At 70.1% G+C, this 26,009-nt stretch carries 28 protein-coding genes; 13 read left to right on the top strand and 15 right to left on the bottom strand.

The window, feature by feature from the left end:
- Positions 1–9: 9 nt before the first annotated feature.
- Both fliM and fliL read right to left on the bottom strand, forming a co-directional pair.
- Positions 10–1,227 (bottom strand): flagellar motor switch protein FliM, encoded by a 1,218-nt coding sequence (gene fliM, locus OXS27_RS03015; protein ID WP_243925259.1) that lies wholly within the window; start codon positions 1,225–1,227, stop codon positions 10–12.
- Between the two features lie 34 nt (positions 1,228–1,261).
- The gene (gene fliL / locus OXS27_RS03010; protein WP_267354199.1) at positions 1,262–1,813 is read right to left on the bottom strand and encodes a flagellar basal body-associated protein FliL; all 552 of its coding nucleotides are present in this window, start codon (positions 1,811–1,813) and stop codon (positions 1,262–1,264) included.
- A 253-nt stretch (positions 1,814–2,066) separates the two neighbouring features.
- Between fliL and flgF the strand changes: the two genes are divergently transcribed.
- The 4 genes from flgF (at position 2,067) to flgH (ending at position 5,645) form a co-directional block, all read left to right on the top strand.
- Positions 2,067–2,807 carry a flagellar basal-body rod protein FlgF gene (flgF, locus tag OXS27_RS03005; RefSeq protein ID WP_267354197.1) on the top strand — a complete coding sequence of 247 codons (741 nt, stop codon included), beginning with the start codon at positions 2,067–2,069 and terminating at the stop codon, positions 2,805–2,807.
- 14 nt (positions 2,808–2,821) lie between these two features.
- A complete protein-coding gene (flgG, locus tag OXS27_RS03000) occupies positions 2,822–3,613 on the top strand; it encodes a flagellar basal-body rod protein FlgG (RefSeq protein WP_243925238.1) in 792 nt (263 codons plus the stop codon).
- 79 nt (positions 3,614–3,692) lie between these two features.
- On the top strand, positions 3,693–4,850 hold the full coding sequence (flgA, locus tag OXS27_RS02995) for a flagellar basal body P-ring formation chaperone FlgA (protein ID WP_267354195.1): 1,158 nt from the start codon (positions 3,693–3,695) through the stop codon (positions 4,848–4,850).
- Positions 4,851–4,895: 45 nt separating this feature from the next.
- Positions 4,896–5,645, top strand: a complete 750-nt coding sequence (gene flgH, locus OXS27_RS02990) for a flagellar basal body L-ring protein FlgH (protein WP_243925240.1) — start codon at positions 4,896–4,898, stop codon at positions 5,643–5,645.
- A 66-nt stretch (positions 5,646–5,711) separates the two neighbouring features.
- On the opposite strand, the gene OXS27_RS02985 is transcribed toward flgH, so the two are convergent.
- The 6 genes from OXS27_RS02985 to OXS27_RS02960 all read right to left on the bottom strand — a co-directional run bounded on the left by OXS27_RS02985 (position 5,712) and on the right by OXS27_RS02960 (position 10,451).
- On the bottom strand, positions 5,712–6,110 hold the full coding sequence (locus OXS27_RS02985) for a type II toxin-antitoxin system VapC family toxin (RefSeq protein WP_267354192.1): 399 nt from the start codon (positions 6,108–6,110) through the stop codon (positions 5,712–5,714).
- Positions 6,107–6,382, bottom strand: a complete 276-nt coding sequence (locus OXS27_RS02980) for an AbrB/MazE/SpoVT family DNA-binding domain-containing protein (RefSeq protein WP_243925242.1) — start codon at positions 6,380–6,382, stop codon at positions 6,107–6,109. Before OXS27_RS02980 ends, OXS27_RS02985 begins: the two co-directional genes overlap by 4 nt.
- Positions 6,383–6,554: 172 nt before the next feature.
- On the bottom strand, positions 6,555–7,859 hold the full coding sequence (locus OXS27_RS02975) for a Gfo/Idh/MocA family oxidoreductase (protein WP_267354189.1): 1,305 nt from the start codon (positions 7,857–7,859) through the stop codon (positions 6,555–6,557).
- Between the two features lie 136 nt (positions 7,860–7,995).
- Entirely contained in the window at positions 7,996–8,754 is a 759-nt protein-coding gene (locus tag OXS27_RS02970) for a phosphatase PAP2 family protein (protein ID WP_267354188.1), read from the bottom strand.
- Between the two features lie 31 nt (positions 8,755–8,785).
- Complete coding sequence (locus OXS27_RS02965; protein WP_267354186.1) at positions 8,786–9,304, bottom strand: 2'-5' RNA ligase family protein; 519 nt, start codon at positions 9,302–9,304, stop codon at positions 8,786–8,788.
- 25 nt (positions 9,305–9,329) lie between these two features.
- The gene (locus tag OXS27_RS02960; protein ID WP_267354184.1) at positions 9,330–10,451 is read right to left on the bottom strand and encodes a spore photoproduct lyase family protein; all 1,122 of its coding nucleotides are present in this window, start codon (positions 10,449–10,451) and stop codon (positions 9,330–9,332) included.
- A 73-nt stretch (positions 10,452–10,524) separates the two neighbouring features.
- Between OXS27_RS02960 and OXS27_RS02955 the strand changes: the two genes are divergently transcribed.
- A complete protein-coding gene (locus OXS27_RS02955) occupies positions 10,525–11,487 on the top strand; it encodes a hypothetical protein (RefSeq protein ID WP_267354182.1) in 963 nt (320 codons plus the stop codon).
- Here OXS27_RS02955 and OXS27_RS02950 read toward each other — a convergent pair.
- Entirely contained in the window at positions 11,481–11,711 is a 231-nt protein-coding gene (locus tag OXS27_RS02950; RefSeq protein WP_243925248.1) for a hypothetical protein, read from the bottom strand. The genes OXS27_RS02955 and OXS27_RS02950 overlap by 7 nt on opposite strands.
- Before the next feature lie 240 nt (positions 11,712–11,951).
- Here OXS27_RS02950 and OXS27_RS02945 point away from each other — a divergent pair, with 240 nt between their 5' ends.
- From OXS27_RS02945 to OXS27_RS02920, 6 genes are all read left to right on the top strand, one after another.
- Positions 11,952–12,929, top strand: coding sequence for a glutathione S-transferase family protein (locus OXS27_RS02945; protein WP_267354180.1), 978 nt, complete (start codon positions 11,952–11,954; stop codon positions 12,927–12,929).
- A 153-nt stretch (positions 12,930–13,082) separates the two neighbouring features.
- Positions 13,083–13,550, top strand: coding sequence for a hypothetical protein (locus OXS27_RS02940; protein ID WP_267354178.1), 468 nt, complete (start codon positions 13,083–13,085; stop codon positions 13,548–13,550).
- An 84-nt stretch (positions 13,551–13,634) separates the two neighbouring features.
- Positions 13,635–14,549, top strand: a complete 915-nt coding sequence (gene trxA, locus OXS27_RS02935; protein ID WP_243925251.1) for a thioredoxin — start codon at positions 13,635–13,637, stop codon at positions 14,547–14,549.
- A gap of 251 nt (positions 14,550–14,800) precedes the next feature.
- The gene (locus tag OXS27_RS02930; RefSeq protein WP_243925252.1) at positions 14,801–15,466 is read left to right on the top strand and encodes an LON peptidase substrate-binding domain-containing protein; all 666 of its coding nucleotides are present in this window, start codon (positions 14,801–14,803) and stop codon (positions 15,464–15,466) included.
- Between the two features lie 12 nt (positions 15,467–15,478).
- Positions 15,479–15,685 (top strand): Trm112 family protein, encoded by a 207-nt coding sequence (locus tag OXS27_RS02925; protein WP_243925253.1) that lies wholly within the window; start codon positions 15,479–15,481, stop codon positions 15,683–15,685.
- 455 nt (positions 15,686–16,140) lie between these two features.
- Positions 16,141–16,530 carry a hypothetical protein gene (locus OXS27_RS02920; protein WP_267354174.1) on the top strand — a complete coding sequence of 130 codons (390 nt, stop codon included), beginning with the start codon at positions 16,141–16,143 and terminating at the stop codon, positions 16,528–16,530.
- A 108-nt stretch (positions 16,531–16,638) separates the two neighbouring features.
- On the opposite strand, the gene OXS27_RS02915 is transcribed toward OXS27_RS02920, so the two are convergent.
- The 6 genes from OXS27_RS02915 to OXS27_RS02890 all read right to left on the bottom strand — a co-directional run bounded on the left by OXS27_RS02915 (position 16,639) and on the right by OXS27_RS02890 (position 22,730).
- Positions 16,639–17,001, bottom strand: a complete 363-nt coding sequence (locus OXS27_RS02915) for an STAS/SEC14 domain-containing protein (RefSeq protein ID WP_267354172.1) — start codon at positions 16,999–17,001, stop codon at positions 16,639–16,641.
- Between the two features lie 77 nt (positions 17,002–17,078).
- A complete protein-coding gene (locus OXS27_RS02910; protein ID WP_243916665.1) occupies positions 17,079–19,274 on the bottom strand; it encodes a primosomal protein N' in 2,196 nt (731 codons plus the stop codon).
- Between the two features lie 65 nt (positions 19,275–19,339).
- The gene (locus OXS27_RS02905; protein WP_267354169.1) at positions 19,340–20,506 is read right to left on the bottom strand and encodes an MFS transporter; all 1,167 of its coding nucleotides are present in this window, start codon (positions 20,504–20,506) and stop codon (positions 19,340–19,342) included.
- Between the two features lie 53 nt (positions 20,507–20,559).
- The gene (locus OXS27_RS02900) at positions 20,560–20,817 is read right to left on the bottom strand and encodes a hypothetical protein (RefSeq protein WP_243916667.1); all 258 of its coding nucleotides are present in this window, start codon (positions 20,815–20,817) and stop codon (positions 20,560–20,562) included.
- A 210-nt stretch (positions 20,818–21,027) separates the two neighbouring features.
- Complete coding sequence (locus tag OXS27_RS02895; RefSeq protein WP_267354286.1) at positions 21,028–22,311, bottom strand: phosphatase domain-containing protein; 1,284 nt, start codon at positions 22,309–22,311, stop codon at positions 21,028–21,030.
- A 20-nt stretch (positions 22,312–22,331) separates the two neighbouring features.
- Positions 22,332–22,730, bottom strand: a complete 399-nt coding sequence (locus tag OXS27_RS02890; RefSeq protein ID WP_243916668.1) for a DUF3775 domain-containing protein — start codon at positions 22,728–22,730, stop codon at positions 22,332–22,334.
- A gap of 363 nt (positions 22,731–23,093) precedes the next feature.
- Here OXS27_RS02890 and OXS27_RS02885 point away from each other — a divergent pair, with 363 nt between their 5' ends.
- A complete protein-coding gene (locus tag OXS27_RS02885; RefSeq protein ID WP_267354167.1) occupies positions 23,094–24,530 on the top strand; it encodes a hypothetical protein in 1,437 nt (478 codons plus the stop codon).
- A 60-nt stretch (positions 24,531–24,590) separates the two neighbouring features.
- Positions 24,591–25,913: an HlyC/CorC family transporter gene (locus OXS27_RS02880; protein ID WP_243916670.1), complete on the top strand. Its 1,323-nt coding sequence runs from the start codon at positions 24,591–24,593 to the stop codon at positions 25,911–25,913.
- Positions 25,914–26,009 lie beyond the last annotated feature (96 nt).

Here is a 26,009-nt window from a genome sequence, read left to right as displayed (position 1 = left end):
CTCAACACCCTAATTGTCCGACCGGTTGTTCATCGAGGCCTCGTAGGCCTGGATGGTCGTGCGCGAGCGCCGCAGCGGGCGGGTGACCTGCACGGCGATGTGGCCGTCGACCCGGCCGATCCGCCCCTGCGTCAGAGCCCAGTCGCCGCAGCGCACGGTGATCAGATCCGACGGCTTGGCGTCGAACATCAGCGTCTCGCCGACCTTGAGGTTCATGACCTGCTTCAACGGCAGCATCATCTCGTGCAGAACCGCCTCCATGGTCACGTCGGCCTGCCAGATCTCGGTGGCGAGGTGGCCCTCCCAGACGTGGTCGCGGCCGAGCTTCTCGCCCATGAAGCTCTGGGTGAGCAGTTCCCGGATCGGCTCGATCGTGGCGTAGGGGAACAGGATCTGCAGCATGCCGCCGCGCCCGTCGACATCGAGGCGCAGGCTGATCAGGATCGCGGCGTTGCCCGGCCGCGTGATCGTGGCGAAGCGTGGGTTGGTCTCGATCCGGTCGATGCCGAAGGTCACCGGCGAGAGTGGCTGGAACGACATCTCCAGGTCGCCCAGCACGATCTCCACCAGGCGACGCACCAGCGTCATCTCGATGGCGGTGAACGGCCGCCCGTCGAGGCGGCTCGACGTGCCGCCGCGCTTGCCGCCGAGCAACAGGTCGAAAGTCGCGTAGGCGAGGTTGGAATCGACCGTGACGAGGCCGGAATTCTCCCATTGCTCGGCCCGGAACACGCCGAGCAGGGTCGGCAGCGGGATCGCATTGAGGTAGTCGCCGAATCGGACCGAGGTGATGTTGTCGAGCGTGACCTCGACGTTGTCCTGGAACAGGTTGCGCAGGGAGGTCGACAGCAACCGGATCATCCGGTCGAAGACGATCTCCAGCATCGGCAGGCGTTCGTACTGGACGACGCCCGAATCGACGATGGCCTGCACGCCCCCGGCCCCGGAGGCCGAGAGCTCGCGCATGGAGAAGCCGAGGACGCCGTCGATCTCGTCCTGGTTGAGCACCCGGTCGTTGCCGGCGAGTTCGGGGAGGTTGTCGCTCTCCCCGTCCTCGATCATCGTCGCCCACTCGGCGGCGACGTCTCCGGCGCTGCGCGTGGTGCCCTGCTCGGCAAGCGCCGCGCCCCATTCCTCGGCGAGCGACGAGTCGCCGCCCTCGGCGCCCTGCTCCAGCAGAGCCGCCGACCAGTCGTCCTCGGGGAGTTCGTCCTCGGGTTCCATCAGGCGTGCGCCGAAACGGTGACGGGAAGGGGTTGAGTCACTGGACGATCACGTCCTTGAACAGCACCGCCTCGACCCGGGCCGGATAGAGGGCGATGTTTACGCGGCGCAGCAGCTCCTCGCGCAGCCGGAACAGACCGAGCGAGCTGGTCAGGTCGCTGGGGCGCAACTCGCGCATGTAGACCTGCAGCGCGTCCTCGACGCGCGGCATCATCGGCTTCACTTCCTCCTCGACCTTGGCATCCTTGAGTTCGAGGGCGAGGCGGACCTTGGCGTACTTGGTCTTGTCCTGCGGCAGATCGGGGCTGAGGTTCAGCATCATCTCGCGGACTTCGACGAACACCACCGGCTTCTTGCCGTCCGTGCCGGCCTTGTCGCCACCGCCATGCCCGCCCCCGTGAGAATCCCCGGCAGCCTCCGCGCCGTCGCCATGTCCGCCGCGGCCCATCATCAGGAAGGCGCCCCCGCCGACGCCGAGCAGCAAGACCGCGGCGGCCACCATGATCATGAGCTTCTTCTTGCCCTTCGGGGCGGCGGCGGCTCCGGCCTCGCCCTCCTCGGCAGAGGCCTTCTTGGGCGTCTTGGCCATGGAATAATGCTCTCTCGCGGATATCCGCGCTCGGGTACGGCCCGATATCGAAGCATCAGGGTTAACGCGCCGTTAAGCCGGCAATTCCTGCCGGGCGAGGATTGCCGCAGCACAGCCGCGACCTGCCGCCAGGGCCAACAGACTCCGACCTAAGTCTTTAAAAAAGTTCGTGAAATCAAATCTGGCACCGCTGGCACGGCACATGCTGAATGGATCGTTGCCGCCACCGCGGCGGCGAGTCCCAGAGTTCACGATGCAGAATGCCCTCTTCATCGGCGTATCGAGCCAAGTGGCGCTCCAGCGCGAGCTGGACGTGGTCGCCAACAACATGGCAAACGTCTCGACCAACGGGTTCAAGTCCCGCAGCACCCGCTTCCAGGAGTACCTGATGCCGGTGGCGAGCGCGGATTCCTTCGCGCGCCCGGATCGGCGCCTCTCCTACGTCATCGACCAGGGCACCACCCTCGACCTCGGCCAGGGCCCGGTCGAGCAGACTGGCAACCCGCTCAACGTCGCCGTCAAGGGCTCGGCCTTCATCGCCGTGCAGACGCCCCAGGGCGAGCGCTACACCCGCAACGGCGCCTTCGAGATCAATCCGCAGGGCACCCTGGTGACCAGCGACGGCTACCCCGTCGCGGGCGACGGCGGCCCGATCTCCATCAACGCGCAGGAGACCGGGCTGGCCATCGGAGCGGACGGCACGGTCTCGACCAACCTCGGCATCCGCGGCCGGATCAAGCTCGTCAGCTTCGCCAACCCGCAGCAGCTCACCAACGAGGGGGGCAACCTGTTCGCCTCCGGGGAGGCCGGCCAACCGGCCGGGCTCGACGGCCGCCTGGAGGCCGGAGCGCTGGAGCGCTCCAACGTCCGCCCGGTGCTCGAGATGACCCGGCTGATGGACGTGAACCGCACCTACACCATGGTGTCGAGCATGATCTCGCGCCTCGACGAGTTGCGGGGCTCGGCGATCAGCCGCCTCGCCAACGTCGCCTAAGGGGGCCTTGAGCGATGCGCGCCCTCTACTCTGCCGCCACCGGCATGGCGGCCCAGGAACTGAACGTCCAGGTCATCTCCAACAACATCGCGAACCTTCGCACCACCGGCTACAAGCGTCAGCAGGTCCATTTCCAGGATCTGCTCTACCAGAACTTGCGCCGGGCCGGCTCCTCGACCTCCGAGCAGAACACGCAGCTCCCCGCCGGGCTGGCGATCGGCTCGGGCGTGAAGACGACCTCGACGGCCCGGGTGATGTCGCAGGGCACGCTCACCTCGACCGAGAAGGATTACGACGTCGCCATCCGCGGCGAGGGCTTCTTCCGGCTGACGATGCCGGACGGCCGCACCGGCTACACCCGGGACGGCTCCTTCGACCTCTCGGCCACGGGCCAGCTCGTCACCCGCGACGGCTACCTGCTCGATCCGGCGATCACCGTGCCGCAGACCGCGACCTCGGTGACGATCAGCGCCACCGGCGCCGTGCAGGCGACGCTGCCGGGCCAGACCGCGCCCCAGGCGCTCGGCCAGTTCCAGCTCTCGCGCTTCGTCAACAAGGTCGGCCTCGAATCGATCGGCGACAACCTGTTCGTGGAGACCGCCGCCTCCGGCCCGGCGATCAGCGCGCTGCCGGGGTCCGAGGGCTTCGGCAACCTCCAGCAGAGCTACCTCGAAGAGGCCAACGTGAACGCCGTCACGGAGATCTCGTCGCTGATCGCGGCCCAGCGCGCCTACGAGATGAACTCGAAGGTCGTCACCGCCGCCGACCAGATGCTCTCGACCGCCTCGCAGATGTTCCGCGGCTAACGCATCGCCCCGAACGATGGCCGCCGGCCGCCGGCGGACGACGATGCCGATCAGACAATCAGCCCTCAGGTTCCCGACGATGTATGCCGGCCTGCACCAAGACCCCGCCTCATCGGACTCCGCCTTCGAGGCCGCCATCCTGCCGCTCGTCAGCACGGCGGCGGACGAGAGCGATCTCAGCCCGATCGTCCGCCATGCCCGCCCGCGGGTCGCGCCCCTCGGCATGGCCGTGGTGCTCCGGACGGTGCTGGCCGTGCTGGCCTTCGCGACGCTCGGCGCACTGGCGATCCCCGCCATGGCGCGGGCCGAGGGCCTGCGCCTGCGCGGCGACGTGACCGCCCGTGGCGACGTGCTGACGCTGGCCGACCTCGTGGAGGAAGCGCCGACGGCGCTCGCCGCGCGGCCGCTGTTCCGCGCGCCCGCGCTGGGGGCCACCGGGACGATCCAGAGCCGCCGGATCCTTGACGCCGCCGCCGCCCTCGGCCTCACCGGCCTGGAGACCGGCGGCCGGATGCAGATCGCGGTCCAGCGGGCCGCACGCCGCATCGGGCCGGTGGAGATCGAGGCCGCGCTCAAGCGCGGGCTTGAGACCGGCTACGGCCTCGATCCGCGCAATCTGTCGGTCCGGTTCGACGGCGACGGCCCGACGCTCGTGGCCCCGGCGGACCTCGCGGGCCAGGCCGCGGCCCTCGACCTGAGCTACGATCCGCGTTCGCGCCGGGTTGCAGGGCTCGTGAGCCTCGGCGAGCGGCAGGCGTCGCTGCGCGTCTCCGGCGTGGTCCTCGAAATGCGCGAGGTCGCTTTGCTCGCCCGCAACCTCGACCGCGGCGAGGCGGTCAAGGAGGGGGATTTCGCCCTGGAACGCCGGCCGCGCGATGCGGTCCCGGCGGACGCGCAGGCGAACGCCGGCGCCGTCGTCGGCGAAGTCGCCCAGCACGCGCTGGCGGCCGGGACCGTGCTCCGGATCAGCGACACGGCCCCGCCCGAGTTGGTCGCCCGGGGCGAGAACGTGACCATCGTGTACGAGACGCCGAGCGTCAGCCTCGCGATGCGCGGCCTCGCCAACCAGGGCGGGCGGCTCGGTGCCGTCGTCAACGTCGTCAACACCGCCTCGCAGAAGGTCCTGCAGGCGACCGTGATCGGCCCCGGCCGGGTCTCGGTCGGCCCTGGCCCCGCGCCCCAGCAACAACAAGCAGCCGTGGCCGCCCCGCTCCAGGCGACCGCCTCCTTGCGCTGATCGTCCGCTCCGCACGCGTTCACGAGTATCCCGGAAGAGTCCCCGATGGCCCCTCGCATCGCCCTGAAGCCGCTCGCCGCCGCGCTGATCGCCGGCGCGCTCGGCGCCTGCAACACCGCCGACCGGCTCTCGCAGGTCGGCGCGACCCCGGCGCTGTCGGCGATCGAGGACCCGACCACGCAGCCCGGCTACAAGCCGGTGCGGATGCCGATGCCCGACGTGCAGCCGGTCTCCTACGCGCCGAATTCGCTTTGGCGCACCGGCTCGCGCGCCTTCTTCAAGGACCAGCGCGCCGCCCGGCTCGGCGACATCCTGACCGTGAAGGTCAACGTCACCGATCAGGCCAACATCAGCAACGAGACCAAGCGGAGCCGGGCCAACACCGAGAGCTTCGGCCTGCCGAACGCCCTGGGTCTCGAGAACAATGCGGTCGGCAAGTCGCTCGGCGTGGGCGGCACGGCGTTGCTCGCCGCCACCTCGGCGACCGCCAACGACGGGGCCGGCTCGGTTCAGCGGGCCGAAACCGTGACGACCAACGTCGCCGCGGTGGTCACCCAGGTTCTGCCCAACGGCAACCTCGTGGTCGAGGGCAAGCAGGAGATCCGGGTCAATTTCGAGATCCGCGAGATGGTGGTGGCCGGCGTGGTCCGGCCGGAGGACATCGAATCCGACAACACCATCGATTCGGCCAAGATCGCCCAAGCCCGGATCGCCTATGGCGGCCGCGGCCAGATCACCGACGTGCAGCAGCCGCGCTACGGCCAGCAGATCGTGGATATCCTGCTGCCGTTCTGAGGCGGAGCGATCCTCTCGTTGCAGGGCGGCGTCCGGGAGGCGGCCTGCTGGAACCGTGCGCCGCACTCAGCCGAGCAGCTGAGCGGAGAAGCCTCGCTGAGCGAGAAGCTTCACCGCCTTCCTGTCGAAGGACACGAAAGTCTCACCTCCGAGCCGCATACCGTCATATGCGATGACCCCGTCGGCGAAATCGCCGCCGGCATCGAGCAAGACGAGCCCTGCTTCGACCGCGGGCAGGTTCAGCACCACGTTCGACGTCTTCATGAACAGCCGGATCGCGGCGGCAATCTCAGCGCGCGGCGCGTTGTAGGCCCGCTCCATCACCCAGGCGAGCTCGCAAAGCACGTGGACGCTGATCGCGACCGAGTCCGCCGCCCTCAACGCCTCGATCGCCTGCATCTGTTGCGTCTCATCCCCGGGGACTACGACGCGCAGCAGCACGTTCGTATCGACGCTGATCCTCATCCCTTCGTCAGACCGGCCTGAACCGCCGCTGCGGCCGCATCGGAAATGGCTTCGTTCAGGTCTTCGATCGACAGCCGCTTACCGTTCGTCTTGCCTGCGAAAAAGTTCTGCAGTGCGTCCCACGAGCCTTGGGACTGGTCCGCCGTCAGCTCGGCCCGTCCGTTCGGCAACAGATCGAGTCTGATCTTGTCACCGGGCCGGATCCCCAGATGATCCAGCACGTCGCTCTGGAACGTGACTTGGCCCTGCTCGGTGATCGTCAACGTCGTCATGGTGAGGCCTCCAGATCGAGCCTGATCCTACAACATCGTTTCGAGCTGCGGCAGCCGGTTGTCCGACACGGCCGATGCGCTCGCCCTCACCCCACAACGCTAACGACGATGACCCTACTGGCTCGAACGGCGCGGTGATCAGCGCGACTCACCCCTTCGCCCCGACGCGCCTTCAGCCCGCCTCCTCCGGCTCCGGCCCGCGGGTGACGTCGAGCCCGGTGCCGACGCCCTGCGGCGGGCCGACCTTCACCGGGGCGCCGGTGCGGGCGGCCTCGTAGATCGCCTCCATCAGCACCTGATCCTGGAGCCCCTCCTCGCCGGGCGTGCGCGGGCGCAGGTTTTCCTGGATGCAGCGTGCGAAGTGGTCCATCTCCAGGGCGAACTGGTTCTTCGGGCTCAGGATCCGTTCGTCCCGGGCCGCGTTCTTGCCGTCGCGGTGGCCGACGAAGAGGCGCTGGCCCTGGTAGGCGAAGGCGTTCTGCAGATCGATGGACGCGTTGCTCGTGTGCACGGTCAGGCTGCGCGCCTCGTAGACGCCGTAGCTCGACAGGCACTGTGCGATCACGCCGGAGGGGAAGTGCAGCGTGAAGCTCACCGTCTCCTCGACCTCGCGGTATTTCGGGTCGTCGGGCGGTGAATGGATCTGCGCCTGGATCAGATCCGGCTCCTCGCCGAGCACCGCGCGGGTCGTGTTGAGGCAGTAGAGCCCGATATCCGGCAGCGAGCCGCCCCCCGCCAGAGCCTTGCGCAGACGCCATTGCTCGGGGAGGCCGGTGGTCTGGCCGTTGAACGCCTGGATCATCCGGGGCTTGCCGAACTCGCCGGTGCGGGCGAGCTTGATGACCGCGCGGTTGTGCGGTTCGTACTGGCAGCGATAGGCGATCATCAGCTTGACGTTGGCTGCCGCGCAGGCCGCGATCATGTCCCGGCATTCCTGCGAGGAGACCGCCATCGGTTTCTCGCAGAGCACCTGCTTGCCGGCCGCGGCGGCCGCCACGACGTTGTCGCGATGCACGCCGTTCGGCGTCACCACGTAGATCGCCTGGACGTCCGGATTGGCCTTGAGCCGATCCCATTCGTCATAGCCGTAGACCGCATCCTCCGGCAGCCCGTACTGGCGCGCCACGAGTTTGGCCTTGTCGGGCGAGCCCGACATCACCGCGGCGAGCCGCGCGCGCTTGGTCTCGCCGAAGGCCGGCAGGATCTCGTCGAGGCTGAGGCGCCCGAGGCCGACGACGCAGTAGCCGACCCGCTGACTGGGAGGCTGCGGAGCGGGCGTCGGCGCCGGCGGACGGTCGCCCGATCCGCGCCAGTTCGGAAACATCACCTTCCCGCCCTGGACCGCACCGGTATCGGCCGGGACCGCGGCCGCCGGAGGCGCCGCCTGGGCGCCGGTGCCGCCGATCGCAGCGCCCGCCAGGGCACTGCCGGCAGCCAGGAGGGTGCGTCGAGAAAGCCGTGTGTCGTCGTCCGCCATGGGCCTCGCCGTCTTGCTGATCGGAATGGCGCGCCGGGGCGCCGGGGGAGGGGCCGCGCACCGCCGAGGGCCGACCCGCTCGCTCATTGAACGCCGTCAGGCCGTGCGGTGTTTCCCGCGGCGCGCAGATGCGCCGTCACGCAGCCGGCGGCGGATCCGGCGCCTCGACCTCGCCGCGGCGCTGCAATTGCAGGGCGACGAACCAGCACAGGCAGGCCCAGGCCGCGCCGATGCACCAGCCGGCCAGCACGTCGCTTGGCCAGTGGACGCCGAGATAGATCCGGCTGATCCCGACGAGCAGCGTCACGCTCACGCCGAGGCCGAGCATTAGGGCCTTCGCGCGCCGGTTCCGTTCCACCCGCGCCACCAAGGTCGCCAGCGTCAGATAGGCGATGGCCGACATGGTGGCGTGGCCGCTGGGGAAGCTTGCGGTGAACACCTCCATGCCGTGCGGGACGAGATCCGGCCGGGGCCGCTGGTAGAAGAGCTTCAGCACCGTCGAGACCAGCTCGCCGCCGCCCACCGCGCCGAGCACGTAGAGGCCGATCCGCCGCCGGCCGGAGACGCCGAGATAGGCCGCTACCGCGCAGGTCAGGAACAACACCGTGAAGACGCTGCCCAGCCCGGTGATGTCACGCATCGTCTCCTCGAGCCAGGGCGGCCCGATCGGGTCGGCGAGGTCGGCCGGGTTGCGCAAAACCAGCAGGATCCGGCGGTCGAGGGCTGCGGTCGAGCCCTCACCGACCTCGTGCGCGAGATAGAAGAACCCGTAGCCCAGGATGCTGAGGCCGAGGAGCGCCACGAGAGGCCCGACCTCGTTGAGGCGCAGCCGCAGCCAAACCGCCGTGGCGGGCTCGATCAGGCGGTTGTGCCGCAGGCTGCCAGGGACTCTCACGGCATGGTCTCCGGGGGCAGGACGGAGGTCATCAGGCGTTTTCCCCGAACGCAAAGCGCGCGACCGCCTCCCAGGGTCCCCCCAGATAACGCCAGAGCTGCGTCGCCGGGGCCGTGAAGCGGAACGGCGCGAAACCGGCCTGGAGGTCGGCGTGGAGCGCGCGGGCCTTCTCCGGGGTGGCCTTGTTCTGAACCGTCACATGCGGGCGCCAGCCCTGCCGGTCCTGTGCGGTGAGATCGGGCTCGAACGCCTTCGCGAGCCGGCCGCGAAACGCCGTCAGGGCTTCGGATTCAAGAACGTAGGCGACACCGCGGCCGGTGAAGCGAACGCCCGTCACGGCGACCTCCGGCGGCGGCATCGTCCGGGCGAGCGTCGTGATGGTCTCGATGACGCCGCGCTCCCGTTCGCCGGGCAGGTGGTGAAACAGCGTCGCATGAGCCGGGATAAAATTCAGCTTTTCGGGGAAGAACCGGCGCCGCTCGCCGTCGAAGCGCGCGAAGGTCGGCTCGTCGAAGGCCAGCGTCAGGATCAGGGGAGCTGCGTCTTGCATCGGGCCGAGATGGCGCCTGGAGCCCTCACGTCCAGTACAGCACCCGCGCCGCCGGCAAGTCCCGGGCGAGGCATTCGGTGAGATGGGTGCGCATCGCCTGCATCAGCGGCTTCGGAAAAACGTGCTTCACCGTGCCGAACTTGGTGCGCTTCTCCACCCGGTCGGCCTCGTCGAGGGGCAAGTCCGAGCCCGGATACCAGCCGCGCAGCACCGCCTTCGAGCCGGGCGTGAAGCGGTGGGTGATGAGTTCGGCGGTCAGATCGAGATCCGGAGCGCCAGCCAGCGCGTCGGCGGCATCGCGGATCAGGGCGGCGTAGGCCGCCTCCCAATCCGGCACGGGCAGGATCGGCGCGATCGTCAGTCCGACCGGATAGCCCGCCCGCGCCATCTGGCCGAGCGCTGACAGCCGCGCGTCGAGGGTGTCGGTTCCGCCCTCGTAGCGGGCCGCCGGGCGGGCGTTGACCGAGACCCGGATGCGGGTGCGCCTGTTGTGCGGCAGGTCGAGGAGCGGCGCGACCGCGGCGAACTTCGTGGTGAAGCGCAGCTGCACCGGCGCATCCCAGGCTCCGAAATGCCGGATCGCCGCCGAGAGCGAGCCGGTGAGATGCTCGATGCCCAGCGGATCGGTGTAGCAGGAGGCCTCGAAGGTGGTGCCCTCCTGGGCCCGCTCGGCCGAGGCGGAGGTCACCGCGCCGCGCCCCAGATAGGCATCGAGGTTCCCCAGGATCGCGTCGAGATTGGCGTAGGCGCGCGTCACCGGCGGCCCCTGGAGCGAGCCCGCGAGGTAGCAGTACTGGCAATGGGCCGGGCAGCCCTCCGCGAGGTCGAAGCGCCAGTCGGCCGAGGGCGGGATCGGCTGGAGCCGCAGCTTCGTCGGCGGTGCCACCGTGAGGGCGAGGGTCGCCTTGGCGGCCGTGTAGGCGCGCCGCGGGTCCGGCTCGCGCGGGCTCGGCAGGCGATTGGCCGACAGGCGCTCGACGGCCAAGCCCAGCGCCTCGGCGCGTGCCAGCATCGCCCGGCCATGGGCATGCTCGAGCGCCGCCGGCGTCACCAGCACCCGGCGCGGGCGCCACAGGCGAGCCGGGCGTTGCGCCCCGATCTGCGCTTCGACGGGGTCTTCGAGAGCCAGGGCGGGGGAGGACGGCATCTCTGTCGAACGCGGCGCTGCACGTCGCGGGTCCGGTCTAGTCGCCCGGTCGCGGTGCGGCTAAAGCACCGCCATGTCTGCAGGCAGGGAGAGCGTTCATGTCGGCCGCGATGGCTGGTTGTTTCTCATCGGGGGCACCAACCGCGTCCTCGACCGCTATCGCGGCGGTCTGCGCCACTGGCTGCTGCTGCGGGGCTGGGCGCGGCTGATCCGGGCTCGCGCCCGGCGCGCGGAGCGCCTCGGCATCCGCTGCCTCCACGTGATCGTACCCGAGAAGCTGTCGGTCTACGACGACAGGACCGACGGCCTGCGCTACGACCCGGCCAAGGCCTCGACTCGCCGCCTCGCAAGGCTTCTCGCGCGTCACCCCGCCTATCTCGATCTCCTCGCCCCACTCCGGGCCGCGCGCAGCGGGACGGTGCCGCTCTACCTGCGCACCGACACCCATTGGACCCTGCAGGGCTGCCTGCTCGCCTACCGCGAGATCATGCGGGTCCTCGGGGCCATCCCGCCGGCCGATATCGGGGCACGCCCGCAGATCGTCTCGGACGAGCTGATGGATCTCGGCGAGAAGCTCCGCGAGCGGCCGCGGGAGCGCATCGAGCGGTTCATGCTGCAGCGCGATTCACGCCGGGTCGAAACCGGGCCGCTGCTGGCTACCTACGAGGCGGAGGGGCGCGACCGGGAGGTGCATGTCGGCGCGCATGTCGTCTACCGGAACGACGTGCCCACCGCCGATCCGCGCCGGCTCGTCCTGTTCGGCGATTCCTGCGCGCATTTCGACCCGTTCATGCTGACCGGGCTCCTCGCCGAGAGTTTCAGCGAGGTCCACTTCGTCTGGTCGTCGGGCCTCGACTGGCCCTACATCGAGCGCGTCCGCCCCGACATCCTGCTGTTCGAGGTGGCGGAGCGGTTCCTCGCACGCCTGCCGAAGGACGATTTCGACGTCACGGTCGCGGGCCAGCGCGGCACCGGCGGACGACTGGCGCAGATCCGGCAGGGCGGCCTGAAGGCGCGATCGGCGGCCGGTCAGTAGATCGCGGTCGCAGTGTCCATGACGGCGAAGTCGTTGATGCTCGCCGCCTGATACTTGGCGAAGGATTCCGGAGCGTAGGCGATCCCGATCATGAGGACGAGCAGGGTCGCGAGGCAGGCCAGCGTCGCCGTGACCACGTCCGCGTGGCGTCTCAGAGCGTGGATCACCAGGCATCCGAACGTGAACAGGGCCGCCTCGGCGACGGGCACCAGCGCGAACGTCATCACTCCATCTCCATACAGGTCTCACTCGGCCGGTCCGACCGCGCCGGATGGAGAGATGGCGCATTTTGCTGCACTGCAACAGAAGGGCACGCGCAAGCCTGCCTTGCGCGGGAATCGCGGGCCGCTGGGAACGCCTTGCGCATCGGCCGAAATGCGACCGGCGTCTTCCCGCGAACGCCGCGAGACCCATCTGAGCGACGGATCGCGCGTGGACGGGATACGACGGGACGGGATACGACGATGGGTCTTCTGGTGGACGGCGTCTGGCGCGATCAGTGGTACGACACCGCCGCCACGGGCGGCCGGTTCGAACGGAAGGCGTCAAGCTTCCGCAACTGGGTGACCGCCGATGGTTCGCCGGGGCCCTCGGGCGAGAGCGGCTTTCCCGCAGAGCCGGGCCGCTACCACCTCTACGTCTCGTTGGCCTGTCCCTGGGCCCACCGGACCCTGATCGGCCGCGCCCTGAAGGGGTTGGAGGCGGCGATCGGCGTCTCGGTGGTCGATCCGCATATGGGCGCGGAGGGCTGGGTGTTCGGGAACACGCCGGGCGCGACACCGGACCCGATCCACGGCGCGCAACGCCTGTACGAGGTCTATCTGGCGGCGGAACAAACCTATACCGGCCGCGTGACGGTGCCGGTGCTCTGGGACCGGCAGCGCGCCACGATCGTGTCGAACGAATCCGCCGAAATCCTGCGGATGCTGAACGGCGCCTTCGGCGGCACCGGACCCGACCTCTATCCCGAGGATCTGCGCCCCGAGATCGACGCGCTGAACACCCGCATCTACGACCGGGTGAACAACGGCGTGTACAAGGCGGGCTTCGCCACCGCACAGCCGGCCTACGCGGACGCCTTCGAGGCCCTGTTCGCGGAACTCGACGCCCTGGAGGCGCGCCTCGACCGCGGCCGGTACCTGTGCGGCGCCCGGCTGACGGAAGCGGATGTCCGGCTGTTCACCACTCTGGTGCGTTTCGACGCGGTCTATGTCGGCCACTTCAAGTGCAACCGGCGCCGGATCGCGGACTACCCCAACCTGTCGAATTACCTGCGCGATCTCTACGCGCTCCCGGGCGTCGCGCCGACCGTGGATCTCACGCACATCAAGCGGCACTATTACGAGAGCCACCCGACCATCAATCCGACCGGCATCGTGCCGCTCGGGCCGGAGCTCGATTTTTCCGCGCCCAACGACCGGGCCTTGCGATACGCGGCGTAGCCGGAACCCGCGTCACCGCTGCGCGGCTTCGCTCGGCGCACGGGCCCGACCGTGTTCGTCCCGCGGCCCGACACCCGTCCGTCAGGCCGTGGGCCTCGACGGCCGGCGCGCGGAGCCTAGTTCGGCCTTCAACCGGAGGATGCCCAACACGCCATGACGAATCGTCTGCGCCTTGCCCTGTTCTGCGCCCTGTCCAGTCTGCCCGCCTCCGCGCACGCCCAGGCGGCCTTGCGGCTCGAGGGGACCTGCGAGAAGCTCGTGATCGGCACGCAGGATCTGAGCGCCGCCTGCAGCAACGTCCTGACCAATGCGGTGAGCCGCAACCGCACGAGCTTCGACTTCACCACCTCGGACGGCCAGACGATCGGCTTCAGCGGCAACGGAGCGCAGCAGGAGGCCACCGAGGAATCCGACCCGCTGCAGCCGATCAACGTCGTGACCATCGGCAAGGACGCAGCCCCGACGCTGGCGATCGGCGCCTGCCGCTTTTCCACACCGGAACCGGGGCGCACGGCGATCACCTGCGAGGCGAGCGCGGCGGATGGGCGCCCCTTCGCGGGGACCTTCGTAACGGCCGCCAAAGCCGCCGCGGGCGCGCCGGCCTCCCCGCCAGCTCGCTGAGCAGGGTCGCCGATCCGGACTGGTCAGACGGGCCTGCAAGCCCCATTTAACAGGCTCCAGCAAAAAGGTTCCGAAGCCAGACCGATGCTCAATGACAGCCTCGCCGGAGGCGCTCCCTCGGCCGTCGATACCGGCTCCTTGATCAAGGATACGACCACCGCGAGCTTCCGTCAGGATGTGATCGCCGAGTCGATGCATCGGCCTGTCCTGGTCGATTTCTGGGCGCCCTGGTGCGGGCCCTGCAAGCAGCTGACGCCGGTCCTGGAGAAGGTCGTCAAGGAGGCCGCAGGCGCCGTCGCCCTGGTGAAGATGAACATCGACGAGCATCCCTCGATCGCGGGTCAGCTCGGCATCCAGTCGATCCCGGCGGTGATCGTCTTCCAGAAGGGTCAGCCGGTCGACGGCTTCATGGGCGCGGTCCCGGAGAGCCAGATCAAGGAGTTGATCGGGCGGATCGCCGGGCCGGCCGAGGATCCGGTCGAGGCCGCGCTCGCGGATGCGGCCGCCCTGATCGAGGAGGGCGACCTCGCGGGCGCCTCCGAGATCTATGCGGCGGTTCTGGAGCAGCAGCCCGACAACGTACCGGCGCTGGCGGGCCTCGCCAAGATGCAGCTCGACGCCGGTGAGGTCGAGAACGCCAAGCAGGTTATGGCGATGGTGCCGGAGGCGAAGGCGAATGACCCGGCGCTCGCCGGCATTCGCGCCGCCCTGGAGCTCGCCGAGCAGGCTGCCTCGCTGGGCGACCTCGCCGGCCTGCAGCGGGCGGTCGAGGCCGATCCGGATGCCCATCAGGCGCGGTTCGACCTTGCCCTGGGGCTGGCCGCCCGGGGCGAGCGCGGACAGGCGGTCGATCACCTGATCGAGCTGCGCAAGCGCGACAAGGACTGGAACGAGGACGGGGCGCGCAAGCAGCTCCTGCAATTCTTCGAGGCCTGGGGCGTGATGGATCCGGACACGATCCGCGGGCGGCGCAAGCTCTCGACGCTTCTGTTCTCGTAAGGCGTCGTCCCGCGACCGGGGCACCCGTGAGGGCGCTCTTCGCCGAAGAGATTTCGGCTCGGCGCAGGCGAACGCATCACAGTTAGGCCCTGGGGCGGACCGGATCGCGCGGCGATCGGGGACAGCGCCCCAAGCAGGTTCAGCACAAGTGGCCGCCGGTTTTGCGATCAAAACCTGCGAGCGGCCAAGAAACTAAGCACCGTTGCGTCGGCCCGCCGACGCGACACTGCTTAGTCCCTTCGGGAGGCGCCATGAGCACCCAATCGAGCTACAAGGGCCCGGCAGATTGTCCCGCGGTGATCCCTGTCTTCCCCCTCTCGGGCGCGCTGCTGCTGCCGCGTGGCCAGATGCCGCTGAACGTGTTCGAGCCCCGCTATCTGGCGATGGTCGACGACGCGATGCGCACCGACCGGATCATCGGGATCATCCAGCCGGATCCCGAGAACTCGGGCGCCACGAATCCGAAGCTCTACCGCGTCGGCTGCGCCGGCCGGATCACGCAATACGCCGAGACCGGCGACGGCCGCTACCTGATCTCGCTCACCGGGGTCAGCCGTTTCCGCATCGAGAGCGAGTTGGCCTCCGCCAGCCTGTACCGGCGCTGCCACGTCTCGTACGACACCTTCGCGGTGGACTTCGCGCCCCGCGCGGGCGAGGAGCATGTCGACCGTGCGGGTGTGCTCAAGGCGTTGCGCGACTTCGTGGATTCGAACGACCTGAAGGTGGATTGGGCGGGGATCGACGAGGCGCCCGACGAGGCGCTGGTCAACGCCCTCTGCATGATGAGTCCGTTCGGCGTCCGCGAGAAGCAGGCGATGCTGGAAGCCCCCGACCTGAAGACCCGGGCCGAGATCCTGATCGCGGTCACCCAGATGGAACTGATTCGCGGCGCAGGCCCCGAATCGACGATGCAGTAGGTTTCACGCACGATGAGCAACGAGCTGACAGCCCCCGTCGAGGCGACCCGCGTCGACCCGAAGCTCCTGGAAATCCTGGTCTGCCCGCTGACCAAGGGCACGCTGGAATACGACGCTGCCCGCCAGGAGCTGATCAGCCGCTCGGCCAAGCTCGCCTACCCGATCCGCGACGGCATCCCGATCATGCTGCCCGAGGAAGCACGGCCGCTGATGGATTGAGCCGAGGCGGGATTCTGCGGGACGACGCGCGGCGTTTGCGGCGTCTCCCGCCGAGACAGCTATCGTATTTGACCGATCGGTGGCGGCTTGGGTCTCTCCTCCGCTTGACGGGGAGGGGTTGGAGGTAAGGGGGGCGCAGGATCGAACGCCGCGTTTCCTTCTGAACCACCCCCACCCCTGACCCCTCCCCGCAAGGGGGAAGGGAAAAGGCGCGTCTTGAATCTCCCATCATCCGCCTGAGCACAAGCAACGCTCTGCGCTCCTGCAGGATACGGCCAAGCATCAGATCGCCCCGGGTCGACTTTCCGGCCCGACTTGGCTATAAGATCTGATCACGCCGCGCATGATTGCGGCCATATTCTTGCCGCGCAATGCGTTCAGCGTAGAGTCATCCTCGATCGACGATTCTGCGTGTCGCCCAGCGCGGCACCCGCATCGCTGAAAGATTGCTCTACATGCTGAAGCCCATCGCCCTTGCGGCCCTCGCCGCCGGCCTGTCCATGCCGATCTGTGCCTCCGCGTCCGCGGAACCCGGCACGCATAACGGCCGGTGGTCGGTGGAGCTGGTGACCGAGAGTGGCCTGTGCAACGCCCGCTACAGCTACGCGCTGGCCATCCGGGAGGGGCAGTTGCAGCTCGTCTCCGGCAGCGCCGGAGCCCGGGTCAGCGGCCATGTCGGCGCCGACGGCGTTGTGGGCCTGAGCGTCAGCAACGGGACGGCGAGCGGCACCGGAACGGGCCGGCTGCAGGCCGGAACCGGTGCGGGCACTTGGAAAGTGTCTTCGCTCTGCTCCGGCCGCTGGACCGCGCGGCGCAGTGATACCCGCACCGCGCAGGCCGAATAGAGCGCTCTCCGCCGAAGTGGACACCGGTTCGACCGAAGAGAGCGCGTCACAACAAGAGCTCAGAGCCGCGCACGATTGCGACGCGATCGGGCACGGCTCTAGCCGCGTTCAGGCCGCGGCGGCAAGCCAGTTGCGCGCGTCTTCCAGACGGGCGCGCTCGAACACCTTGATCTGCGTCGGCGAGACAAAGTTGAAGGTCTCGGCCAAAGCCTTCAGCCAGGGGGCGTCCGTCACCAGGGCGACGTGGCTGATGCTCTTCATCATCGAGATGCCGAAGCGCGGGTCCTTGAAGAACGCCGCCGGCTCCATGCCCTCGAAGGCGCGGATATCCTCGAGCAGCTTGATCTTGCCGCCCTTGTCGAGGTCGGCCTTCATGGCGGTCATCGCCGCGTTCATCTCCTCGTCGGTGATCTTCCCGTCGACCACGATCTCGGCGACATTCGAATTCGGCGTCTTGGTGTAGGTCAGCACTGATCGCTCCTCCGGGAATCGCCCGCGTCCCGTAGCCGGTGTCCGGCCCAGGTCCGCGGCCCCTTTAGACGAGTCTCCTACAAAAAGCTCTGCGGGTCGACATCGATCGCGACCCGGACGTTGCCACGCACCTTCGGCCCCCGGGCCAGCCAAGCGCGCAGATAGCCCTGGAGATCGACGTTGCGCTCGGTCTTGATCAGAAGCCGGAAGCGGTAGCGCCCGCGGATCAGGGCCAGCGGCGCCTCGGCGGGGCCCAGCACCATCACGCCCTCCGGCGGGTCGGCGGCGCGGGCCAGCGCCTGCCCGTGCGCTTCCGCGACCGCCCGGTCGTTGGCCGAGACGATCAGCGCCGCGAGCCGGCCGAAGGGCGGCAGCCCCGCCGCCTCGCGGGCCTGGATCTCCTCGGCGTAGAACCGCTCGGCATCCCCCGACAGCAGGGCGGCGATCACCGGATGCTCGGGCTGGTAGGTCTGGACCAGCGCCCGACCGGGCTTCTCGCCGCGCCCGGCCCGGCCGGTCACCTGCTGGAGCAGCTGGAAGGTGCGCTCCGCTGCCCGGGGGTCGCCCGAGGTCAGGCCGATATCGGCATCGAGTACGCCGACCAGCGTCAGGAACGGAAAATTGTGGCCCTTGGCGACGAGCTGGGTGCCGATCACGACGTCGCATTCTCCGGCCGCCACGGCGTCGAGCTCCTGCCGCAGGCGCTCGGCGCCGCCGGGGAAGTCGCTGGACAGGACGACGATGCGCCGGTCCGGGAACAGCTCGGCGGCCTCCTCGGCGATGCGCTCGACGCCCGGTCCGCAGGCCGTGAGATTGTCGAAGGTGCCGCACTCGGTGCAGGCCTCCGGCCGGCGCTCGGCGTAGCCGCACTGGTGGCAGACCAGGGCGCGACGGAACCGGTGTTCCACGAGCCAGGTCGAGCAGTTCTTGCACTGGTAGCGATGGCCGCAGGCCCGGCACAGGGTCAGCGGCGCGTAGCCCCGGCGGTTGAGGAACAGCAGCGCCTGCTCGCCGCGCTCCAGGGTGTGCTTCACCGCGTTGACCAGCGGGGGGCTGAGGAAGCGCCCGCGCTCGGGCTGGTCCCGGCGCATGTCGATCGCCGCGATATCGGGCATCTGCCGGCCGCCGAAGCGCTCGGGCAGGAGCACGTGCCGGTAGCGGCCGCGCGCCGCGTTCACCCGCGTCTCGATGGCGGGCGTCGCGGAGGTCAGCACCACCGGGCAGCCTTCGAGGCGTCCGCGCACCACCGCCATGTCGCGGGCGTGGTAGTGGACGCCGTCTTCCTGCTTGTAGGCGGTCTCGTGCTCCTCATCGACCACGATCAGGCCGAGGCGGGCGAAGGGCAGGAACAGGGCCGAGCGGGCGCCGACCACCACCAGCGCCTCGCCCTCGGCCACTGCGGCCCGCAGGCGCTCACGCCTCTTGCCGCCGATTCCGGAATGCCAGGCCGCCGGCCTCACCCCGAAGCGCACCGCGAACCGGTCGAGGAACTGCGCCGTGAGCGCGATCTCGGGCATTAGGATCAGCGCCTGAAAACCCGCCCGGATGCAGGCCGCCACCGCCTCGAAATAGACCTCGGTCTTGCCCGAGCCGGTGACACCCTCCAGCAGGACCGGCCGCGGGTCGGCGGCCGCTTCCGGCTCGCCGGGCGGCCGGTGCCAGGGGAAACCTTCGAGCAGCGCGGTGACCGCATCGCCTTGCGCGGGCGAGAGCGGCGTCCGCGGAAATGCGGGATCGGGCCGCGGCGCGACCGGCTCGGGCTCGACCGCAACGGTCTCCAGGACGCCGTCGTCGATCAGCCCGTCGATCACCGAGGCGGAGACCCCGGCCTCCTTGGCGAGCGCGCTCTTGCCCCGCAGCGCGCCGTCGGCGGCGACCGCCAGGACCTTGGTGCGGGCGGCGGTCGGCCGCGACGGGGGCTTGTCGGTGAGGCGGACGGCGACCCGGATGGTCTCGGCGGCATTGGCCTCGTCGGGCAGGCGCAACACCATGGCGAGCGCCGAGCCCTTCGGCGCCAGCGTGTAGCGGGCAATCCAGTCGACGAGGCTGCGCAGGGGCTCCGACAGGGGCGGGTAGGGCAGGCGGCCCGTCACCGGCCGCAGGTTCGAGCCGCCGGCCGTCTCGGCGAGGCCCCAGACGACGCCGACGATCTCGCGCGGCCCCAGCGGCACCTGGACCACGTCGCCGATCGCGAGTTCGAGCCCGGCCGGCACGACGTAGCTGTAGGGCGTGTCGAGGGCGAGCGGGATCAGGATCTCGGCGATAGACGGCATACTGGGCTTTTCGAGCGGCTCCGTTCCGGGTCCGTACCACAGGCTCGAAAAAAGAACCCGTGGCTTCAGCGTGGCCTCAGCCCGGGCACCAGCGGCAGGGCGGCGAGGCTCAAGGCCGCCATCGCCCAGAAGGCCGGCGCCCCGAACGCGCCGTAGAGCAGCCCGGAGGCGAGCGTCGCGAGCACGCCGGACAGGCCGAGCCCCAGGGTCCCGTAGAGGGCGAGCGCGGTGGCGCGCAGCTCCGGCGGCGTGGTCTGCTCGATCAGGCCCAGGCAGGCGAGGTGCAGGAGCGCGAAGCTCAACCCGTGCAGCGCCTCGGCAGCGGCGAGCCAGGGCACCACGACTGTCGCGCCCAGCACCGCCCAGCGCAGGGCGCCCGCGATGGCCGCCACCGCGATGCCGGCCGGAAGCCCGATCCGAGCCAGCAGGGGCGGTCCGACCAGCAGGAAGACCAGGACCTCGGCGAGAACTGAGACCGACCAGAGCAGGCCGGCGATTCCGGCCGGGATCCCGGCGGCGCGCCACAGGATCATGGCGAACCCGTCATGCATGGCGTGGGCGCCGATCACCAGGGCGGCAGCCAGCACCGTGCGGCGGAAGCGCGGGAGCACGATGAGCGCGGCGAAGCCCCGCCAGGGCGGCCCGGCGGCAACGGACTCGGTGCGGTCAGACGGCGGCAGGGCCAGGGAAGCGGCAGCCGCCGCGAGGAACAGGGTGCCGCTCGCCCAGAGGGCAGCCGCGAGGCCGAGCGCCGCGATCAGCCAGCCTGCCGCGACGGTCGCCGCGATGAAGGCGGACGAGCCGGCGGCGCGGACCCAGCCATACTGGAAGGCTGCCCCGCCCCGCGCGGCGGCCAGCGTCAACGCGTCGGCCAGCGGAGCGGGGGCGGCCGTCCCCGCCGCGTAGAGCAGGGCCGGCCCGATCAGCTGTGCGAACCCGATGCCGGGCAGGTGGGCCAGGACCGCGAGGCCCGCCACGGCGAGGCTCGCCGCCAGGATCGGGCGGGCCGCCTGCCACCGATCGGACCACGCCCCGGCGAGTGGGCCGATGACGAGGCGCAGGGCGCCCGCTGCGGCGAGCAGCATCCCGATCGCGCCGGGATCGAGGCCGCGCATCGCCAGGAAGCCCGGCAGGATCGGCGAAAGGATACCGTAGGCCCCGTAGAGCGTACTGTAGAGGACGAGGAAGCCGACAAGGCCGCCCCTCCGCGTGCTGATCGTTCCCGCCCCCATGGGCGGAGCGTAGCACCGGTGCGAGCCCGTGTGTCAGGGCCGATGCGGGCCGGTCAGCAGGGGCGACGGACCGCGAAGCGATAGCGGCGACCCTGCGCGTCCACCAACTCGCTGTCGGGGCTCTCCTGCCAGACCACCTCGTCCTCGGGACGGGCCGCGTCGGTCAGGGTCGCGCCGCGGACGATATCGAGGCTGAGGCCGAAGCCGTAATTGGTGGCGGTCGCGTCGGTGATCGCAGCCGAGATGTCGGCCTCGTCGGGCAAGCAGGCGAACAGGACGCCGTCGGCGATCGCGAGGGTATAGGTTTGCACGGATGGGCTCCAGCGGATTTTACGAGCATGGACCAGCATGCGAGCGGCGGAACCTAAGCATCGCAACCCGGATGTGAACCCATCCAAGCGCGATGCTGCATTGCACCATTGCGTGAGGACCAGCCATCAGCGCCCGCGATGGGCGTCGAAGAACCGGGCCACAGGGGACGCGTTCGACGCGACCAGCGGTCCGGCTGACGCGCGGCGCGTTCAGGCGTCGAGGCGCGGGAGCGTGGCCGGGCGTTCCGGCTCGACCACCAGGGTCGCCGGCACGGCGCCGTCGCCCGCCAACGCCTCGGCGATCGCCTCCGGGGCGATCGGGTCCTCCGCTGCCGGTCCGGCGGGATCCGGCGTGATCCGGGCAGTCTCCCGGCGCGGCCCGGTCTCGGCGTCGGCGGCGTGCTCATCGGCGACACCAGCCACGGCTTCGCGGGCGATCAGGCCGATCGCGGCGGCGTGCTCGGCCATGGCGACACTGTCGGCGGCGAGCACGAGGCTCGACCCCGCCCGGGCGACCGCAGCGGCGAGGCGGACGATCTCCTCGACACGCCCGGAATCGCGGGACACATTGCGGATGTAGACCGCCAGAACCCGCCCGGGATTCTCCTCGACGATCTGCGCGTAGACTTCCGGGTCGTGCTGCCCGCTATCGCCGATCAGCACGAAGGGCAGGTCCCGATAGAGCGCGAGCATGTGCCGGATCACCGCCTGCTTGTGGTCGGTGGCCCGACGCGGCAGCGGGTGCGTCCAGGACAGGCCCCATTCCCGCAGGAACAGCACCGGCCCGGCCGGGATACCGTGCCGTTGGAAGAATTCCGACAGCATCTCGTAGAGGCCCCAGGGGGCGCGGGAGACGTAGAGCATCGGATTGCCGTCCGCGCCGCCGACGCCCGCGTGCAGGGCCCGGTACAGGGCGGCGACGCCCGGGAAGGCAACCCGGCTGTCGGCATCCTCTACGAACAGCCGCCAGAGCATCTTCAGCTTGTTGGCGACGCCGGTGCGCATCACCGTGTCGTCGATATCGCTGACCACGACGCAGCGGCAGTTCTCGGGCGGGATGAACACCGCGCCCTCGGCCGGGATCGGCGGATCGCTTTCGAGGACCAGCTCGACCGGATGCCACGCGGCCCGCTCCGCCGGTGGGTCGTGCGGATGCAGGTGGATACGGAAATAGCCGTCGCGGTCGGTCTCGACCCGGACCGCAGCCCCGCCGAACCGGGCCGATACGGACGCCCCCGCCACGGTCCGCCGGGCGATGCGGCGGCGCAGGTCGCGCCACTGCGCCCGCAGCGAATCCGGATCCTCCCCCGGGATGCCGGGGGATTGGCGAAACACCCGCCCGATCAGGAAGATCGCCTCCCGCGAGCCGTAGCCGCGATAGGGCTCGACCACGAGCCCGCCGCGGCCCTTGCCGCCATGGCCTTGCGCCCGGCGGACCGGCCGGACGAGGACACGCAGCGCCTTGCCGGCGCCCCTGCGCACGCGGGCGCTCATGCGGGACGCCATGGCGTCGATCAGGCCTGAGGCAGCTCGGGGCTCAGCCCCAGCGCGTCCAGGCCTTCCTCCAGCAGGTCCCCGCTATCGGGCGCGCCCAGCAATTCCTTCACGGCGCCGTCGCCCGCAGCCTCCCGCTCCCGGGCGAAGCGCACCGCGTCACCCCACTCCTCCGGCTCCATGTCGCCGCGGCCGATGTAGAGCAGCGCCAGCAGCTCCGCGCGGGCATCGTCGTCGAGCCCGGCGATCATGCCGCGGACCTCTTCCTCCGTGGCATCGTCGGTGCCGGAGATCAGGACGTCCGTGGAGCCGTCGTCGATCGGGTTCGAGCCCGAATCCGGATCGGTGTTGCCCTCCTTCACCGCGATGGCGCGCAGCCGGAAAACAATGTCGGTGACGGTTTCGACGGCGATATCCATGCGGTGTGCTCCGGACGCTGAAACGGTCGGGCCCGCAGGGCCCTCAAGCGGCGACAACGGGCGAGCGGGCGCCGGGTTCGCCCTATCCTCATCGAACCGCGCCGTATCGAACCGTGCATGCGTGGTCCGCGCCCCTTTGCGGCCCCGCGTCCGTGGGCTAGAGCCAACGCGACTTCTCCGACGACCGGATCAAGACTGGCGAGTGACGTGGTTTCACAGAAGACTGCCCTCACATCGCCCGTCGATCGCGTCGCATCTCAAGTCCATCATTGCTCTTCCCGGCATATTGCCCGGCGGCGAGCGCTGGCCCTGAGCGGACTCGGCGCGCTGGTGACCTCCGGGCTTCTCGCGCCCGATGGCGCGATGGCCCGTCCGGCCGGCTTCGAGGGCAGCGCGCCGAGCTGCTACGTGACCGGCGGCGGGGGCCTGGAGATCTGCCGCGACGGCTCGGAGGCCGAGGGCGTGCTGATCGCGCCCGCGCCCTGCGCCTTCGTGCGCGGCGTGCAGATCCTGCGACTGCCCCGCACCGAGGCGCCTGGTCCGATCCAGACCCTGTTCCAGGGCCAGACCCCGATCGCGAGCCGCCGCGACGAGCCCTGCCCGGAGCGACGCGCGATCGACAGTCGGGACGGCGGGTCCCTGCGCACGGGGCGCACCGTCGAGGCTCTGGTCACGACGCTGCCCCCCACGGCCGACCGCTTCTGGGTCGATCTGCCGGAGGAGCGCGCGAAGTCCCGCGGCTGGTCCGAGCCGACGCCGGCCGCGGAGGGGATCGGCCCACGCGACCCGATCGCGGTGGCCGGCCGCGATTGGGCCGGGGAGGCCTACAGCTACGTGTTCCTGCTCGGGCAGGAGCGGGTGGCCGTGGCCAACGCCCAGGACGACGCCCAGGACGACGGGCCGGCGCGCCGGCGGCGGCGGGCACAGTCCGATGAGGCCGGACCCGGACCGGCCGATGTCCGGCGCCGGGTCCAGATCGAGGCCCGCACCCTGGACTTCCAGACCTTCGAGATCCGCACCCGCTCCGCCGATGGCTACGGCCTCGCCTGGACACCGTTCGAGCCCAAGACCGGCACGAAGTCCGGTCGCGGGCGGAGCGATCCGCCGGCGCCCGCGCCGGTGATCGACGCGGCCGGCAAGCCGGTGGCCTCCGCCTGCACGGCCCCGGCCTTCGAGACGCATGGGCTCGCGGGCTCGATCAGCATCGTCGATCGCACCTATCACTATGTCTACACGGACGTGCTGCCTGAGGATTGCGGCCTCGCCCCGGAGAAGCGGCGCACGGGGCTGTACCTGCGCACCGCGCAGGACCTGTCGGGCCCGAAGGTCTGGTCGGTGGCGAAAAAGCTCGCCGGTCCGCTGCCGCCGGGGAGCCTCGTGCGGGTGGCCCGCGCCAAGGGCCTGCAGCGCTGGGCGGTGTCGTACTCCTGCCAGAGGCCGGCCAACGCCCCGGGCGGGCCTGTGGCCGATATCTGCCTGCAATACACCGCCGACATGAATCTCGACGGGATCGGCGCACTCAAGCTCTACGCCGACCCGATCGAGGCAGGCCGCTCGCCGGCCTATCTCGGCCTGCGCTCGGGGGGCGACGGCAGCGGCCGGTTCGACCGGAGTGCCCATTTCTGGATGACGGACGCGCAGGGCAACCTCGATACGCCGTCGATCTACCCCAACAAGGCCGGCTTCCTGACCTGGCTCGACCGGCTCGCCCCCACGGCGTCGGGTCGCGACACGTCGAGCCTCTACGGCCGGCCGGTCTACTGGGCGACGTGGACGGTGCGCCGGACCGACGCGCAATAAGCCGCGCGAGCCGCTATATGGGCAGCCGACTCGCCGTACTGGGCTGGCCTGACGGAACCGATGGACACCGAAATCGACCTGTGGTTCGCCGCGAGCATCGTGGTGATCTCGCTTCTGCTCTCCGCCTTCTTCGCGGGCGCTGAGACTGCCTTCACCGCCGCCTCCCGGGCGCGGATGCATACGCTGGAGCAGGCGGGCGATCCGCGGGCGGCGATCGTCAACCGCATTCTGGCGATCCGCGAGCGCTTCATCGGCGCCATGCTGATCGGCTACAACATCGTGGCGATCGGCGCCTCGGCGTTCACCACCAGCGTGCTGACCGCCTTATTCGGCAAGAGCGGCGTGATCTACGCCACAGTCGGCATGTCGGTGCTGGTCATCGTGTTCGCCGAGGTGCTGCCGAAGACGCTCGCCATCTCCAAGCCGGACCAGACCGCCCTGGCCACGGCCCGGCCGGTCGCCTTCGCGGTGGCCGTGATGGGGCCGCTGGCGATCGCCATCGAGCAGCTGGTGCGGCTGATGCTGAAGCCGTTCGGCGTGACCATCGGCGAGCACCAGTCGATCCTCACCGCCTCCGAGGAGCTGCGCGGACAGGTGGCGCTGATGCACCGGGAGGGTGGGGTCGCCAAGGCCGAGCGCGACATGCTCGGTGGTCTGCTCGACCTGTCGGAGCTGAACGTGTCCGACGTGATGGTCCACCGCACCAAGATGCGGGCGATCGACGCCGACCAAGCCTCCGAAGACATCGTGCGCGCGGTCCTGTCCTCGCCCTACACGCGCATGCCTCTGTGGCGGGGGACGCCCGAGAACATCATCGGCGTGCTCCACGCCAAGGATCTGCTGCGGGCGCTCGACGCCGCGGGGGGTGACGCGTCCGGCCTGAAGGTCGAGGCGCTGGCGCTGGAGACGTGGTTCGTGCCGGGCACGACCTCGCTGCGCGCCCAGCTCAAGGCGTTCCTGACCAAGAAGACCCACTTCGCCCTGGTGGTCGACGAGTACGGCGAGGTGATGGGTCTGGTGACCCTGGAGGATATCCTGGAGGAGATCGTCGGCGAGATCGCCGACGAGCACGACGTGACCGTCTCCGGGGTACGCCCGCAGGGGGACGGCTCGGTCAACGTCGATGGCGGCGTGCCGATTCGCGACCTCAACCGGGCCATGGACTGGAACCTGCCCGACGAGGAGGCCACCACCATCGCCGGCCTCGTGATCCACGAGGCCCGGACCATCCCCGACCAGGGCAACGCCTTCAACTTCCACGGCTTCCGCTTCCAGGTGATCCGGAAGGCCAAGAACCGGATCACGACGCTGCGGATCACGCCGTTGACGGCGACGGGGGTGCAGGTGACCGGGCAGATCGAGGGGCCGCGCGGCGCGGTGTGAGCGCGCAGTGCGGGACCGGCACCCGCTCCCACGACGCGCGCCTCTTACCGGGCGCATGCGGCGTGATCGGCATACGCCCGGGATTTCGCGCTGGAG

It is taken from the genome of Methylobacterium sp. GC_Met_3 (assembly GCF_026540775.1).
GTDB lineage: Bacteria > Pseudomonadota > Alphaproteobacteria > Rhizobiales > Beijerinckiaceae > Methylobacterium.
The sequence above is the reverse complement of the archived record's forward strand: the minus strand, read 5'-3'. Positions and strand labels throughout refer to the sequence as shown.

Coding starts and splice junctions, on each gene's coding strand:
- trxA (WP_243925251.1), top strand. CDS start 13,635: ATGCTCAATGACAGCCTCGCCGGAGGCGCTCCCTCGGCCGTCGATACC.
- OXS27_RS02955 (WP_267354182.1), top strand. CDS start 10,525: ATGTCTGCAGGCAGGGAGAGCGTTCATGTCGGCCGCGATGGCTGGTTG.
- flgG (WP_243925238.1), top strand. CDS start 2,822: ATGCGCGCCCTCTACTCTGCCGCCACCGGCATGGCGGCCCAGGAACTG.
- flgA (WP_267354195.1), top strand. CDS start 3,693: ATGTATGCCGGCCTGCACCAAGACCCCGCCTCATCGGACTCCGCCTTC.
- OXS27_RS02965 (WP_267354186.1), bottom strand. CDS start 9,304: ATGCAAGACGCAGCTCCCCTGATCCTGACGCTGGCCTTCGACGAGCCG.
- OXS27_RS02905 (WP_267354169.1), bottom strand. CDS start 20,506: ATGGGGGCGGGAACGATCAGCACGCGGAGGGGCGGCCTTGTCGGCTTC.
- OXS27_RS02960 (WP_267354184.1), bottom strand. CDS start 10,451: ATGCCGTCCTCCCCCGCCCTGGCTCTCGAAGACCCCGTCGAAGCGCAG.
- OXS27_RS02925 (WP_243925253.1), top strand. CDS start 15,479: ATGAGCAACGAGCTGACAGCCCCCGTCGAGGCGACCCGCGTCGACCCG.
- OXS27_RS02945 (WP_267354180.1), top strand. CDS start 11,952: ATGGGTCTTCTGGTGGACGGCGTCTGGCGCGATCAGTGGTACGACACC.
- OXS27_RS02950 (WP_243925248.1), bottom strand. CDS start 11,711: ATGACGTTCGCGCTGGTGCCCGTCGCCGAGGCGGCCCTGTTCACGTTC.
- OXS27_RS02930 (WP_243925252.1), top strand. CDS start 14,801: ATGAGCACCCAATCGAGCTACAAGGGCCCGGCAGATTGTCCCGCGGTG.
- OXS27_RS02910 (WP_243916665.1), bottom strand. CDS start 19,274: ATGCCGTCTATCGCCGAGATCCTGATCCCGCTCGCCCTCGACACGCCC.
- OXS27_RS02895 (WP_267354286.1), bottom strand. CDS start 22,311: ATGAGCGCCCGCGTGCGCAGGGGCGCCGGCAAGGCGCTGCGTGTCCTC.
- OXS27_RS02890 (WP_243916668.1), bottom strand. CDS start 22,730: ATGGATATCGCCGTCGAAACCGTCACCGACATTGTTTTCCGGCTGCGC.
- OXS27_RS02985 (WP_267354192.1), bottom strand. CDS start 6,110: ATGAGGATCAGCGTCGATACGAACGTGCTGCTGCGCGTCGTAGTCCCC.
- OXS27_RS02885 (WP_267354167.1), top strand. CDS start 23,094: ATGGCCCGTCCGGCCGGCTTCGAGGGCAGCGCGCCGAGCTGCTACGTG.
- OXS27_RS02920 (WP_267354174.1), top strand. CDS start 16,141: ATGCTGAAGCCCATCGCCCTTGCGGCCCTCGCCGCCGGCCTGTCCATG.
- flgF (WP_267354197.1), top strand. CDS start 2,067: ATGCAGAATGCCCTCTTCATCGGCGTATCGAGCCAAGTGGCGCTCCAG.
- OXS27_RS02980 (WP_243925242.1), bottom strand. CDS start 6,382: ATGACGACGTTGACGATCACCGAGCAGGGCCAAGTCACGTTCCAGAGC.
- OXS27_RS02975 (WP_267354189.1), bottom strand. CDS start 7,859: ATGGCGGACGACGACACACGGCTTTCTCGACGCACCCTCCTGGCTGCC.
- flgH (WP_243925240.1), top strand. CDS start 4,896: ATGGCCCCTCGCATCGCCCTGAAGCCGCTCGCCGCCGCGCTGATCGCC.
- OXS27_RS02880 (WP_243916670.1), top strand. CDS start 24,591: ATGGACACCGAAATCGACCTGTGGTTCGCCGCGAGCATCGTGGTGATC.
- fliL (WP_267354199.1), bottom strand. CDS start 1,813: ATGGCCAAGACGCCCAAGAAGGCCTCTGCCGAGGAGGGCGAGGCCGGA.
- OXS27_RS02940 (WP_267354178.1), top strand. CDS start 13,083: ATGACGAATCGTCTGCGCCTTGCCCTGTTCTGCGCCCTGTCCAGTCTG.